At 62.6% G+C, this 13,738-nt stretch carries 14 protein-coding genes; 12 read left to right on the forward strand and 2 right to left on the reverse strand.

Annotated elements, in window-relative coordinates; translation table 11 throughout:
* Window positions 1-39: 39 nt before the first annotated feature.
* The 8 genes from BAUR9175_RS05750 (at window position 40) to dapF (ending at window position 6,973) form a co-directional block, all read left to right on the forward strand.
* Window positions 40-369 (forward strand): helix-turn-helix domain-containing protein, encoded by a 330-nt coding sequence (locus BAUR9175_RS05750; RefSeq protein ID WP_029417702.1) that lies wholly within the window; start codon window positions 40-42, stop codon window positions 367-369.
* The gene (locus BAUR9175_RS05755) at window positions 369-596 is read left to right on the forward strand and encodes a DUF3046 domain-containing protein (RefSeq protein WP_009885078.1); all 228 of its coding nucleotides are present in this window, start codon (window positions 369-371) and stop codon (window positions 594-596) included. Before BAUR9175_RS05750 ends, BAUR9175_RS05755 begins: the two co-directional genes overlap by 1 nt.
* Before the next feature lie 305 nt (window positions 597-901).
* Complete coding sequence (recA, locus tag BAUR9175_RS05760; protein WP_101583193.1) at window positions 902-2,014, forward strand: recombinase RecA; 1,113 nt, start codon at window positions 902-904, stop codon at window positions 2,012-2,014.
* The gene (locus tag BAUR9175_RS05765; protein WP_101583195.1) at window positions 1,995-2,768 is read left to right on the forward strand and encodes a regulatory protein RecX; all 774 of its coding nucleotides are present in this window, start codon (window positions 1,995-1,997) and stop codon (window positions 2,766-2,768) included. Before recA ends, BAUR9175_RS05765 begins: the two co-directional genes overlap by 20 nt.
* 42 nt (window positions 2,769-2,810) lie before the next feature.
* On the forward strand, window positions 2,811-4,307 hold the full coding sequence (gene miaB / locus BAUR9175_RS05770; protein WP_101583197.1) for a tRNA (N6-isopentenyl adenosine(37)-C2)-methylthiotransferase MiaB: 1,497 nt from the start codon (window positions 2,811-2,813) through the stop codon (window positions 4,305-4,307).
* A gap of 1 nt (window position 4,308) precedes the next feature.
* Window positions 4,309-4,998 carry a hypothetical protein gene (locus BAUR9175_RS05775; protein ID WP_029417700.1) on the forward strand — a complete coding sequence of 230 codons (690 nt, stop codon included), beginning with the start codon at window positions 4,309-4,311 and terminating at the stop codon, window positions 4,996-4,998.
* 12 nt (window positions 4,999-5,010) lie between these two features.
* On the forward strand, window positions 5,011-5,937 hold the full coding sequence (gene miaA, locus BAUR9175_RS05780; RefSeq protein WP_101583198.1) for a tRNA (adenosine(37)-N6)-dimethylallyltransferase MiaA: 927 nt from the start codon (window positions 5,011-5,013) through the stop codon (window positions 5,935-5,937).
* Between the two features lie 46 nt (window positions 5,938-5,983).
* Window positions 5,984-6,973, forward strand: a complete 990-nt coding sequence (dapF, locus tag BAUR9175_RS05785; protein WP_096145820.1) for a diaminopimelate epimerase — start codon at window positions 5,984-5,986, stop codon at window positions 6,971-6,973.
* 21 nt (window positions 6,974-6,994) lie between these two features.
* Here dapF and BAUR9175_RS05790 read toward each other — a convergent pair whose 3' ends face one another.
* Window positions 6,995-7,609 carry a class I SAM-dependent methyltransferase gene (locus BAUR9175_RS05790; protein ID WP_101583200.1) on the reverse strand — a complete coding sequence of 205 codons (615 nt, stop codon included), beginning with the start codon at window positions 7,607-7,609 and terminating at the stop codon, window positions 6,995-6,997.
* A 111-nt stretch (window positions 7,610-7,720) separates the two neighbouring features.
* Here BAUR9175_RS05790 and hflX point away from each other — a divergent pair, with 111 nt between their 5' ends.
* Together hflX and BAUR9175_RS05800 are read left to right on the forward strand one after the other, a co-directional pair.
* The gene (gene hflX, locus BAUR9175_RS05795) at window positions 7,721-9,196 is read left to right on the forward strand and encodes a GTPase HflX (protein ID WP_101583201.1); all 1,476 of its coding nucleotides are present in this window, start codon (window positions 7,721-7,723) and stop codon (window positions 9,194-9,196) included.
* Complete coding sequence (locus tag BAUR9175_RS05800; protein WP_096145819.1) at window positions 9,193-11,160, forward strand: ATP-dependent DNA helicase; 1,968 nt, start codon at window positions 9,193-9,195, stop codon at window positions 11,158-11,160. Before hflX ends, BAUR9175_RS05800 begins: the two co-directional genes overlap by 4 nt.
* Before the next feature lie 90 nt (window positions 11,161-11,250).
* On the opposite strand, the gene lexA is transcribed toward BAUR9175_RS05800, so the two are convergent.
* On the reverse strand, window positions 11,251-12,006 hold the full coding sequence (gene lexA / locus BAUR9175_RS05805) for a transcriptional repressor LexA (RefSeq protein WP_009885068.1): 756 nt from the start codon (window positions 12,004-12,006) through the stop codon (window positions 11,251-11,253).
* Between the two features lie 234 nt (window positions 12,007-12,240).
* Between lexA and BAUR9175_RS05810 the strand changes: the two genes are divergently transcribed.
* Entirely contained in the window at window positions 12,241-12,573 is a 333-nt protein-coding gene (locus BAUR9175_RS05810) for a LysM peptidoglycan-binding domain-containing protein (RefSeq protein ID WP_009885067.1), read from the forward strand.
* 9 nt (window positions 12,574-12,582) lie between these two features.
* Complete coding sequence (locus BAUR9175_RS05815) at window positions 12,583-13,716, forward strand: histidinol-phosphate transaminase (RefSeq protein WP_069600398.1); 1,134 nt, start codon at window positions 12,583-12,585, stop codon at window positions 13,714-13,716.
* Window positions 13,717-13,738: the final 22 nt, after the last annotated feature.

Below are 13,738 nucleotides of genomic sequence, written 5' to 3' on the forward strand. Positions count from 1 at the left end.
CGTTAGGGCAGTTCGCGGAGACAAAGGGAGGGACGCGTTATGTTACTGAGAGTAGAAATCGGTGACGCGTTGCGTTCCGTTCGCCGCCGCCAGGGGAGGACCCTGCGCGATGTCTCCATGGGAGCCAGCGTCTCGCTGGGCTATCTCAGCGAGATCGAGCGCGGTCAGAAGGAAGCCTCCTCGGAGCTCCTCTCCGCAATCTGTGAGGCCCTCGACCTGCCGTTGTCGGCTCTGCTGTCTTCGGTCTCGGATCGCTTCGCACTCGAAGAAGGTGTTGAGATTCCCGACACCATCCCACAGGAGCTTTCCGATAAGATCCTCGGTCGTCCCGGTGGTTACACCGTGCCACGACTGGCAGCCAAGCCCTAATGCGTCACACCCTCTACTGGGTCCTCATGAATGAGGAGTTCGGCGAGGCGCGAGCCGCATCACTGCACACGGATCTCGCGCTGAGCAGCTTGGGTTCCCGAACCGCTGAAGAAGCATTCAAAGCCGGAATTGAACCCCGCGACATCTGGATCGCCGTCTGCGACGCTTACGGTGTGCCGGAATCACGGCGTCTAGGCAAAGAGAAGCCACGCTCCCGTCCTTTCTGAGCGGTGCTGATTTCTCCGTCGTGGCTGTATCTGCTCGATAGTGCTTCGCTCCTCAACGCGCATCGCCTCCGTCGAGCACAGCATCTGGTTCTCACGCACTGGCCGCACAAGGACATCGCGCAAAATAGTGCGACACGCGCCGACATATAGAACACTTGTTCCCATGTCGGTTATGCTGGTAATGAATCACGGGACCTGTGACCATGAGTGGCTGATTATCCACGGGGGACTTCGTTCCTCTGTTGTTATGTCAGTGCCACCTTCTAGCCTTGGTCTCAACGGAAAACGACACTTTAGGAGAGACCATGGCTCGTACACCGAAGAACCTGCAGATCCCGACCGGCGGCGACAAGTCGAAGGCACTCGACGCCGCGCTGGGTCAGATCGACCGCAACTACGGCAAGGGTGCGATCATGCGCCTGGGCGAAGGAGTCCGGGAACCGATCGCCTGCATCCCCACCGGTTCCATCGCACTCGACATCGCTCTGGGCATCGGCGGACTGCCCCGCGGACGCGTCGTTGAGATCTACGGCCCGGAATCCTCGGGTAAGACCACCGTGGCGCTCCACGCTGTTGCCAACGCACAGAAGACAGGCGGCATCGCAGCATTCATCGATGCCGAGCACGCACTTGATCCCGAATACGCGAAGAAGCTCGGCGTAGACACCGACCAGCTCCTCGTATCTCAGCCGGACACCGGTGAGCAGGCACTCGAAATCGCCGACATGCTCATTCGCTCCGGAGCGCTCGACGTCATCGTCATCGACTCCGTCGCAGCTCTCGTGCCGAAGGCCGAAATCGAAGGTGAGATGGGTGACAGCCACGTCGGGCTCCAGGCACGACTGATGTCGCAGGCACTGCGTAAGATCGCGGGCGCACTGTCCCAGTCGAAGACCACCGCCATCTTCATCAACCAGCTGCGTGAGAAGGTCGGCGTCTTCTTCGGCTCCCCGGAGACCACCTCCGGCGGTAAGGCTCTGAAGTTCTACGCCTCGGTGCGCATCGACGTGCGTCGCATCGAGACCCTGAAGGAAGGCCAGGACGCGGTCGGCAACCGCACCCGCGCCAAGATCGTCAAGAACAAGATCGCCCCGCCGTTCAAGCAGGCCGAGTTCGACATCATCTACGGCCAGGGCATCTCCCGCGAGGGAAGCCTCATCGATATGGGCGTCGACAACGGCATCATCCGCAAGTCCGGATCATGGTTCACCTATGACGGCGACCAGCTGGGCCAGGGCAAGGAGAACGTGCGTAACTTCCTGCGCGACAACCCAGGCCTGGCCGAAGAGATCGAGCTCAAGATCAAACACAAGATGGGTCTGATCAAGGTCGACGAACCCGAAGCAGACGCAGAAGCCGATCAGGCAGACGGCGCCGCAGCAGAGAGCTCGAAATCGGATGACGTCGAAGTCTCCTGACCCACACGGTCGCGGCAGTGATCTCGCCGAGTCGAACCCACACGGGACCGACTCGGTGAGATCAGGGGCGGCCTCGTCGAAGCTGGAGACACTTCGCGAGGCCATCTCCGAGATCGACCAACGCCATGCAGAAGGCGAAAGCGGATTCTTCGCCGATGACACGTCGGAGGCACTGGCTCCGGGGACCGACGCGGCCTCTGGATCCGTGCAGACATCAGAGTCTGAGGAGATCCCCTCCTTCGCGAACGCACTGTCATTCGACGATGATGACGATGATGACGGTCCCGAGGACTTTGACGCCGCCTACGCAAAGGCGAAGAAGACGGCCATGAACATGCTGGCCATGCGCGATCACGCCAGCGGAGAGCTGCGCGACAAACTCCTCAAACGTGACTTCCTGCCGGCCGCCGTCGATGAACTCATCGCCAAGCTCCAGAAGTCACGTCTCCTTAATGATGAAGAGTTCGCGCACCGATACGTACGCGCTCACCGGGAGCGGCGAAAGCTCTCCCGCTCGGCTCTCAAACGTGAACTCAACAAAAAGGGACTGCCCGCCGAAATTGTCTCCGACGCCGTTGAAGACGTCGACGGGGAAGACGACCTCGCCCGCCAAGTCGCGGAGAAGAAGGCCGCCTCGACTCGCGGACTCGACCATGACGTTCGTGAACGTCGCATCCTGGGGATGCTCGCCCGACGAGGCTTCGCGTCCTCGGTCTGTCTCAAGGTGACACGCGAAGTCCTTGCCGAGGACTGAACATCGTCGGCGGCGAGAGACAACAGCTAGAATAGTTGCGCCATGACTGAACTGATTGATGCACCCACCTCCACCGAGAGCTCACCGCGCAGCTACGAGGTGAAGACCTACGGCTGCCAGATGAATGTCCACGACTCCGAACGGCTCTCCGGACTTCTCGATGACGCCGGCTATGTTCCCGCAGACGCCGATGACCAAGCCGATGTCATCGTCTTCAACACCTGTGCGGTGAGGGAAAACGCGGACAACCGTCTCTACGGAAACCTCGGTCAGCTGGCCCACGTCAAGGAACGCAACCCGGACTTCCAGATCGCCGTCGGCGGCTGCATGGCGCAGAAGGATCGCGACACGATCGTCAAGAAGGCCCCATGGGTCGACGTGGTCTTCGGCACCCACAACATGGGCTCACTGCCCGCACTGCTCGAACGAGCGCGACACAACCAGGAAGCTCAAGTCGAGATCCTCGAAAGCCTCGACGTCTTCCCCTCGACACTGCCCAGTCGCCGTGAGTCGCAGCATTCCGGGTGGGTGTCCATCTCGGTCGGATGCAACAACTCCTGCACTTTCTGCATCGTTCCCAGCCTGCGCGGCAAAGAGAAGGACCGCAGGCCCGGTGACATCCTGGCCGAAGTCGAAGCACTCGTGGCTGACGGCGTCGTCGAAGTCACGCTCCTGGGTCAGAACGTGAACTCCTACGGCTCGGAATTTAGGGACAAAGGCGCCTTCGCGAAACTGCTTCGCGCAGTCGGAAAGGTCGAAGCCATCGAACGTGTGCGCTTCACCAGCCCGCACCCTGCCTCGTTCTCCGATGACGTCATCGACGCCATGGCCGAGACCCCTGCCGTCATGCCGCAGCTGCACATGCCGCTGCAGTCAGGCTCGGACTCGATCCTCAAATCCATGCGCCGCTCCTACCGCACCAGCCGATTCATGCGCATCCTCGATTCTGTGCGCGAGAAGATCCCGAACGCAGCGATCACCACCGACATCATCGTCGGCTTCCCAGGCGAGACCGAGGAGGACTTCCTGGGGACCATGGACATCGTCCGGCGTGCGCGTTTCTCGCAGGCCTTCACTTTCCAGTACTCAATCCGCCCCGGGACCCCCGCCGCAACGATGGACGATCAGGTGCCCAAGCACATTGTGCAGGAGCGCTTCGAACGTCTGACTGCTCTCCAGGACGAGATCTCCTGGGAAGAGAACACCGCACAGATCGGTCGCGAGGTCGAAGTCCTCGTCACGACCCGACCCCATGATGACTCCCCACGGCTCACCGGCCGTTCGGCGGACAATCGACTCGTTCACGTCGGCATCCCCGACGGCGAGCAGATGCCGCGTCCAGGCGACTTCGTCACCGCAACCGTGACGGACGCCAAACCGTTCTTCCTCTTGGCCGACTCCGGTTACTCGGTGCGACCCTCACGTGCCGGAGACGCCTACGACCGTGCCCAGGCGGACAGCTGCGGGACTCCCACATCGGGCCAGACGAGTGGTGCTTCCACCAACCTGGGCATGCCGACCATCCGCACCCGCCGCTGAGATGGCCGTATTTGCAGTGATCCCGGCCGCCCCGATCCTGGTGGCAGGCGTTGACCTGGCAGAGACCTCCCACGCTGCGCAGATGCGAGCCGCAATCGAGTCCTGCCTGCTGACCAGATCGGAGTGGACGCTTCCGGTTCGCCAATTGCCTCCCTTAGCAGGTCTTGGTGGATTGGGTATCGATCGTGGAATCGACACGCGAACGAACGAGCTGCTCGAAGGTGAGGAGTGGGTTCAGGCAGTGTCGGAACTCAGCGCTGCCGATCGGGCAGTCTGTGAGTCCGCGCATCCTGCTATTGCCGTGGCCCTCCTCCATGCCCATTCGGTCGGAGTGCGAATTGGCGCACTGGCTGGCAGCGAATCACCGTCCAGCAGCGGGGCACCGGCGAGCAATGAGAACCTGTTGGTACCCATCGACCTCTCTGCCGCTGCATCTGAGGAAGCCCCTTTGGCACCTGTGCCAGGGGCAGCACAGGCCGACGAACGAATCATTGCCGCGCTCAATGCCGGTGAGCCCCAATCCGTCGTCACCGCCGTCGCGGCAGCCGCCGACGTGCACGCTGACCTCGAGCTCCTCGATGCCGCCGCAGCTCACATGCTGGCCCACAGGTCATCCGACTACTCCTTCACCACTGTCTTCGACGAGAACCTCCACGAGGTTCGATCACTGTGCGGGACGGGGACGTATTGAGATGAGTCACCGTTGAGCACGACGACACAGCCGACCATCACCATTGCCGGGGCCACAGCCACCGGAAAATCAGATCTCGCCCTCAACCTGGCCGAGCACCTCGGCGGGGAGATCATCAACACGGACTCCATGCAGTTCTACCGCGGCATGGACATCGGCACCGCCAAACTTCCCATCGACGAACGGCGAGGGATCACCCACCACCTCATCGACATCCTCGATGTCCGAGAAGAAGCCAACGTGCAGACGTTTCAACGGCAGGCACGTGAGGCCATCGCCGACATTCGTACGCGAGGGAAGCGACCGATTCTCGTCGGCGGCTCGGGACTATACGTGCGGGCCGCGACTGACCGGATGGAATTCCCCGGCACCGATCCAGACGTGCGGGCACGCATCGAATCCGAGGTCGAGGCCGATCGTTGGGGCAGGCACCGGCATCTGCAGGAAATCGATCCGGCCGCCGCTGCGAAGATCACTCCCAACGACTCGCGGCGCATCGTGCGTGCCCTCGAAGTCATCGAACTCACCGGACGTCCCTTCAGCGCTCAGCTGCCCGACTACCAGGCCATCGCACCGACCATCCACCTGGGCTTGAGCGTCGAGCGAAAGATCCTTCATGAGCGGATCGCGTCCCGCGTGGAGACGATGTGGGAACACGGTTGGGTCGACGAGGTCCGCAGGCTCCTCGAACGTGGCCTGGCCGAAGGCAGAACCGCCTCACGAGCGATCGGATACGCCCAGATCCAGCAATACCTGGCAGGCGAGCTCGACAGAGACGACGCCCAGGAACAGACGACCATCAGAACCCGACAGTTCGCACGCAGGCAGGACACCTGGTTCCGCAGAGACCCGCGCATCGTCTGGATCGACGGCACAGCAGGCGACCATGCGGCCAATGCGGCCAGCGCCCTCGACGCTGTGGCCGATACCAAGAGCTGAATGCAGACTGTGCCGACAGCTGGCCTGTCACCGATAGAATAAGACCATGAGCTCCTCCCAGTCACCATTCGCGGACATCGCAGGCACGACCTTCATCAAGGGCCACGGCACACAGAACGACTTCGTCCTCCTGGCCGACGATGACAGTGCACTGGAGATGCATCCCGAAACGATCGCGCAGCTCGCCGATCGCCGGTCGGGACTGGGCAGCGACGGTGTCATCCGCATCGTGCGTTCAGCGAGCAGCGGGATCCCCGGTGCACAGGAACAGGCCGAGGACGGCGCCGAATGGTTCATGGACTACTACAACCACGACGGCAGCCTCTCCGAGATGTGCGGCAACGGTGTGCGAGTCTTCGCACACGTGCTCGCCACGACAGGACGTGTTGCGGCCGATTCGAGAGAGATCCTCGTCGGCACCCGTGATGGCATCAAGACTGTGCGCACGGTCCTCAACCCGGCACTGGGCAAGCAGACCGGCGACGCGACAGCCTCGGCAGGGCAGACGCTGCCCGGATCAGCAGCCGACTCCTGGTACATGATCGACATGGGCGAATGGTCACTCGACGACAGCGAAGACGTCATCGTTTCGACCTCGGGCATCGAAGTGCCCCGCCCCGGCATGCGCGTCGAAACAGGCAACCCGCACACAGTGGTCGCCCTGGCGGAATCCGCCGAACTCGAAAGCGCTGAACTGCGCGACGCACCCGTTCTCGACCCGGTTCCGCCGCAGGGATCGAACGTCGAATACATCGTCATGGAACCGGCCCGCAGCGATATGGCCGGGGGAGAGGGCGCCCTGCGCATGCGGGTGTTCGAACGCGGTGTCGGTGAGACCCGCTCCTGTGGGACAGGTGCCTGTGCCGCAGCCATCGCCGCCCATCACTGGGCAGGACCGAACTCACCACTGCAGTGGCGAGTGGACGTCCCCGGAGGACAGCTGCGTATCGGCATCACACCCAACGAGGACGGGACACGCGGCAGCGTCACCCTGTCGGGACCGGCAGTGCTGGTCGCCGACGGAACGATCAGTTGACACGCACAGACTGACGATGCGTCAGACGCGGTCGATCGTGAGAACGCGATAGCCCTTCGACGAACCGGTGCGTACGACGCTGAAGCCGGTTCCAAGCATTGCGATGAGCCACTTCTGCAGCGAATCCGCGCCGAGGTTCTTCGAGACCACCAGATCCGCGCGCCCGCCCGGGGCCAGGCGAGGCAGCCAGGTGCTCAGCAGCTCATGCAGAGCTTCCTTCCCGACCCTGATCGGCGGATTCGACCGCATGGCACTGAACTGCAGGTCGTCGGGAATCTCATCAGCGGTGACGGGACGAATCGTCTTGAGGCCGTGACGCTTCGCATTCTTGGCAGTCGTCTCAAGGGACCGGGAATTGACGTCGAGTGCCCACACACGAACATCCACCTCGGCGTCCTTGGCGCTCAGGGCCGCGTCCAAGGCGATCGGCCCCCAACCGCACCCCAGATCGAGGATGTCTCCGGGTTCGGGCACCGGCAGATGTCGCAGCAGGACTGCGGTCCCCAGATCCAAACGCGTGGGGGAGAAGGTCCCCGAGACGGTCTCGACCGTGACTTCACGGCCAGCGAGATCGAGGGTGAGCTCGCGTGTTTTGGCCTCGCTGCTGGGCGATTCGGTGAAATAGTGCTCTGACACCGTTACAGTCTAGACGGCTGTGGGAGAATTGATGGACACCTCTCTCAACTGAGGGGAGACTCTCCGCGCGACACCATGTGGCGCCGAGGGTAGAAACGAACAAAGGAATGAATGACGTCCACTGAAAAAGAGCGTCGGGACGCGATGCTCGATCGCGTTCTCGCACGAGGTGCCCAAGCTCTGGACACCAACGAATCACACGTCGACGACGCCTCGCAGTTCGATCTGGCTGAAAGAGCGGCCCTCAAACGAGTCGCTGGCCTGTCCACAGAACTCGAAGACATCACCGAAGTCGAATACCGCCAGGTTCGCCTGGAGAAGGTCGTCCTCGCAGGACTGTGGAACACGACGCAGGCCGATGCTGAGAACTCGATCCGGGAGCTCGCTGCTCTGGCAGAGACCGCCGGCTCGGAGGTCCTCGACGCGATCATCCAACGACGTGAGACCCCGGACCCCGGCACGTACCTCGGCAAGGGCAAAGCCGCCGAACTGGCCGAGATCGTCGCCTCCGTGGGTGCTGACACCGTGATCATCGACTCCGAACTCGCACCCAGCCAACGTCGCGGACTCGAAGACGTCATCAAGGTCAAGGTCGTCGACCGAGTGGCTCTCATCCTCGACATCTTCGCTCAGCATGCGAAGTCCCGCGAGGGCAAGGCCCAGGTCGAACTGGCCCAGCTCGAATACCTTCTGCCGCGTCTGCGCGGTTGGGGCGAGTCACTGTCTCGCCAGGCCGGTGGCCGAGTCGCCGGCGGTGCCGGAATCGGTTCCCGCGGTCCCGGTGAGACGAAGATCGAACTCGATCGACGTCGAATCAGGGCCAGAATGTCGAAGCTGCGCCGTCAGATCACCGCGATGGCACCGTCGAGGGACACGAAGCGCAAGAACCGCGCCCGCAATCACATCCCCTCGGTGGCGATCGTCGGCTATACCAACGCCGGCAAGTCATCACTGCTCAACCAGCTCGCCGACGCCGAGGTGATGGTGCAGAATGCGCTGTTCGCGACCTTGGATCCGACTGTCAGACAGTCCCGGACCGCCGACGGCATCACCTTCACCTACACGGACACCGTCGGATTCGTCCGGAACCTTCCCCACCAATTGGTCGAAGCATTCCGCTCGACATTGGAAGAAGCCTCGGACTCGGATCTGCTCCTGCACATCGTCGATGCCTCGCACCCGGATCCGCATGGTCAGATCCATGCCGTGCGCGAGGTACTCAAAGACGTCGAGACAGGAGACATTCCCGAACTCCTCGTCTTCAACAAGGCCGACATCGCTGATGAAGCGGTGATCACCGGACTCCACGCAGAGTACCCGGAGGCACGTTTCGTCTCTGCTGTGACCAAGGAAGGCGTCGGAGAGCTCGTCGAGACGATTGAGTCGATGCTGCCCTCGCCGAACATCGAGGTCACCGTGCTCATTCCCTATGAGCGAGGAGACCTTGTGTCGAAGATCTATGCCCTCGGCATGGTCGAACACGAAGAACACGGTGCCGGCGGAACCTCTATGCAGGCGAAGGTTCCGGCAGAACTGGCCGCGGAACTCGCAGACTTCCGACGTCCGGACCTGGTCATCGGCGAGTGAGCACCGTCGAAGAACTGCTCGAGTCCGCCGTAGGGGCCATCGGCGGCTCGACCCGAGAAGGTCAGACAGAGATGGCCCAAGCAGTCTCCTCGTCGGTGGACAAGGGCATCCATCTGCTGGTCCAGGCCGGCACCGGTACCGGTAAGTCCTTGGCCTACCTGGTTCCGGCGGCCGAGTACTCCAGTCGGACGGGCAACCGCGTCATCGTGTCCACGGCGACCTTGGCTCTGCAGACGCAGATCATCCACCGAGATCTGCCGCGCCTGTTCAAGGCCGTGAAGAAGACTCTCGATCCGCTGCCACGGGCTGCTCTGCTCAAGGGCAGGCGCAATTATGTCTGCAAGCACAAGCTCGGCGGCGGATACCCCGATGAGGGCGAAGGCATGCTCTTCGACCTCGGTGCGGACGCGGAGGCCGGTCGTAAGGCCAGCGACCGGTCCGGCCTCGGTGAGGAGATCCAGCGAATTCGGACGTGGGAGAAGACCACAGAGTCCGGCGACCGCGATGATCTCCTGCCAGGCGTCAGCGACCGCGCCTGGTCAGAGGTCTCGGTCAACTCCTTCGACTGCCTCGGCTCGAACTGCCCCCTGTACACCGAATGCTTCGCTGAACTGGCCCGCAACAACGCGGCCGAAGCAGACATCGTCGTGACCAACCACGCACTCCTGGCCATCGACGCCTTCGGTGACAACACCGTTCTGCCCGAACACGATGTCATCATCATCGACGAGGCCCACGAACTCAAGGACCGGGTCACGAACGCACTGTCGGGGCAGATCAACACCAGCATGCTCTCCGCCGCCACTAGCTCCGTGCGCAAGCACACCATCGTCCAGGACGGCGTCGTCGCGCTGCTGGACTCCGCGGCCGCAGCGCTCGAACGCGCCCAGAGCGGTGTCAGCGAAGGTCTGATCCTCAACATGAGCGAGGCACTGTCCCTCGCGCTGGCGCAGATCCGTGACTCCGCACGACAGATCATCAACGACATCGGCGGCAAGACCGAAGACTCCGACGCCGGTCGGCAGATGGCCAAGGCCCGCTGCCAGGAGATCTTCGAACTGGCCGAACGGTTCTGCGATCCCGGCAAGAACGACGTCGTGTGGCTCTCGCGCAGCACCTTCCGCGAGCGTGAGACCACGAACCTCGTCGTCGCCCCGCTCAGCGTGGCCGGCACCATGCGCTCGGGGATCTTCGAGGACTCGACGGTGGTGGCCACCTCGGCGACCCTGTCCCTGGGTGGAAACTTCGACGCCGTCGCAGCGTCCCTGGGACTCTTCGGCCCCGACGCACCCAAGTGGGACAGCCTCGACGTCGGATCACCCTTCGACTACGGCAAACAGAGCATCCTCTACGTCGCCGCCCACCTCCCGCGTCCTGGCCGCAGCGGTCTGAGTGAACAGGCACTGGATGAACTTGAGGAACTGGTCACCGCCTCCAAGGGCGGGGCACTGGGACTGTTCTCCTCCCGGGCGGCCGCAAATGCCGCAGCCGAACACCTGCGGGCGAAACTCGACATTCCGATCCTCCTCCAAGGCGATGACGGACTGCCCTCACTCGTCTCCCAATTCACCGCAGATGACCAGGCCTGCCTCTTCGGCACCATGTCACTGTGGCAGGGAGTCGACGTTCCAGGTCGGACCAACCGCCTGGTCATCATCGACCGGCTTCCGTTCCCCAGGCCCGATGACCCACTGATGCAGGCAAGATCGAAAGACGCCGACAACCGCGGAGTCAACGGCTTCATGGCCGTCAGCGCCACCCATGCCGCACTGCGCCTGGCACAGGGAGCGGGTCGCCTGATCCGCTCAACCAAGGACAGGGGAGTCGTGGCCGTGCTCGACTCGCGCCTGCGCTCGGCTCGCTACGGCGGATACCTGGTGAATTCGATGCCGTCGATGTGGCCGACGACGGATTCCGCGCTCGTGAAGTCCAGCCTGGGACGTCTGGCAGCCACCGACGACTGATTTGAGCCCGAGACGCACTGTGCCCCCGACCGTCATCGGTCGGGGGCACAGTCATCGGAACCTCAGTGGTCGAAGACCTGGGGAGAAAAGTCAGAGGCGACGGATCACTGACACGACGAGACCCATGATCTGGGCATAGGTGCCGTCGATCGGTTCATAGTCCTTGTTCTGGGGGAGCAGCCACTGGTGGCCGGCCTTGCGCTTGAGGGTCTTCACAGTCGCCTCACCATCGAGCAGGGCGGCGACGATCTGACCGTTGTCAGCGGTGTGCTGCTTGCGCACGACCACCCAGTCGTCGTGACAGATCGCGGCTTCGATCATCGAGTCACCGACGACCTTGAGCAGGAACATGTCGCCCGAGCCCACGACCTGTGTCGGCAGGGAGAAGACATCGTCGACCTCCTGCTCAGCCAAGATGGGCCCACCGGCGGCGATGCGGCCGACGACGGGGACCTGGACGGTGTTGTTGGCCAGCTCTTCGTACTTGGCCCGCTCTGCCTCTTCTTCCTCGAAGGGATTGACCACTTCGATGGCGCGCGGGCGCTTCGGGTCTCGACGGACATAGCCGAGGCGTTCGAGCTGGGATAGCTGGTGAGCCACGCTGGAGAGCGAGGCCAGCCCGGCAGCCTTGCCGATCTCGCGCATGCTCGGCGGGTAGCCGTTGGTCACGACTGCGCGTTCGATGGTCTCGAGGACCAGACGCTGTCGTGGGGTCAGACGAAAATCGCCCTCGCCGGTGGAGCCTTCCGGAATCGAGACGTCCTCGTCATCGCTGCGGGCGGCTGCGATTTCGCTGGCGACGTCCTCGTTGCGGGGACGGCCCCTCCCTCGTTTGTTCTGAACCATTGCTCGTTCCCCTTCGTTCTATTCCCGCCAGCCTCACCGCTTGATCCTCACGTCGAGAATTCTCGTGTCAGTGCCGCCTGAGATGGTTCTTTCAGATCAATCAACAACGCTGGTTCTCTCTCATTGTCGCATAAATGTTCGAGTTGGACTGGACATATGTTCGATTGGCATGTTGAATAGAACAGACGTTCTACCTATTACGGGTGGAATCGTACGAAGGAAAGAGGTTAAGCGATGTCTGCACTGAACCAGGAACTGCGTTTCACCACTCGTGGACGCCAGGCCATGCGCCTGCTTCGGACCATGGTGTGCGCTCTCGTCATCGTCGGCGGAGCATTCTTCGTCGCCACACAGTCGTTCTCGGCAGCCGCCGGAGCAGAGACTGAGGACATCGGCATCGACGCCGAGGCAGTCGTCGTCGGTGAAGGGGAGTCACTGTGGGCAGTGGCCGTGGATCTCGGGATCGACCGCGACACCCGCGATGTCGTCGCTGACATCGTCGACATCAACCACCTGTCCTCGCCTGTGGTGCACCCGGGGCAGACCTTGGATGTGCCCAAACGCTAGACTGATGCGGTGGGAAATAACGAGTCATTGCCAGTGCGTTCGGACCTAGTCGGCCTCAAGCCCTACGGCGCTCCGCATCTGGATGTGCCAGTGCAGCTGAACGTCAACGAGAACGCCTATCCGATCCCCGATGTGGTCGTCGAGAGTATGCGCGCAGCCGTCGACGGACACTTCGCCGGACTCAACCGCTATCCCGACCGTGAGTTCGAGGACCTGCGCGAGCATCTCGTCACCTATCTGCAGGGCGTCAATGACCGCGCCGGACAGTCCGTCGAGCTCAGCTCCGACATGATCTGGGCGGCAAACGGGTCGAACGAGGTCCTCTCCCATATCGTGCAGGCCTTCGGCGGACCCGGGCGCACTGTCCTCGGATTCACCCCCAGCTACTCCATGCACCCCCTGATCACCACTGGCACCGGTGCCACCTGGCAGGCCTCGGCGCGCAACGACGACTTCACGCTTGATGCGGAAACCGTCGCCGCCGAGGTGGCCGCATTGAACCCGGACATCGTCTTCCTGTGCACCCCCAACAACCCGACAGGCACCTCGATCGACCTCGACGTCATCGAAGCCGCCTACGACAACTGCTCAGGCATTGTCATCGTCGATGAGGCCTACGCCGAATTCTCCCGACCTGCACGCGCCTCTGCCATGACGCTGCTGGACGGCCGTCCCCGGTTGGTCGTGTCACGGACGATGAGTAAGGCCTTCGCCTGCGCCGGACTGCGTCTCGGTTACGCCATTGCGTCACCGGACCTCATCGATGTTCTGCGCCTCGTGCGACTGCCCTACCACCTCTCGGAAATCACGCAGGTGCTTGCGTCCACCGCTTTGGAGCACGCCGACCTCCTCCTGGAGAACGTGGACAGGCTCATCGACTCCCGCGACCGAATCTCGCAACACCTGGATGCGGCGGGGTTCACCGTCTACCCCAGCGATTCGAACTTCGTTCTCTTCGGCAGCATCGCCTCACCTCATGATCTGTGGCAGAAGCTGCTCGATCGCGGAATTCTCATCCGCGACATCGGCATCGACCATCACGCACGGGTCAATGCCGGCACGGATGAGGAAACCACCGCGTTCCTCACCGCAGTCGACGAGATATTGGCCGAGGATCCGGCCATCGTGCTGTCCGCCAACTGAGTCGACATCGCTGAGATGCGCA

The sequence above is a fragment of the Brevibacterium aurantiacum genome, from assembly GCF_900169065.1.
Lineage (GTDB): Bacteria > Actinomycetota > Actinomycetes > Actinomycetales > Brevibacteriaceae > Brevibacterium > Brevibacterium aurantiacum.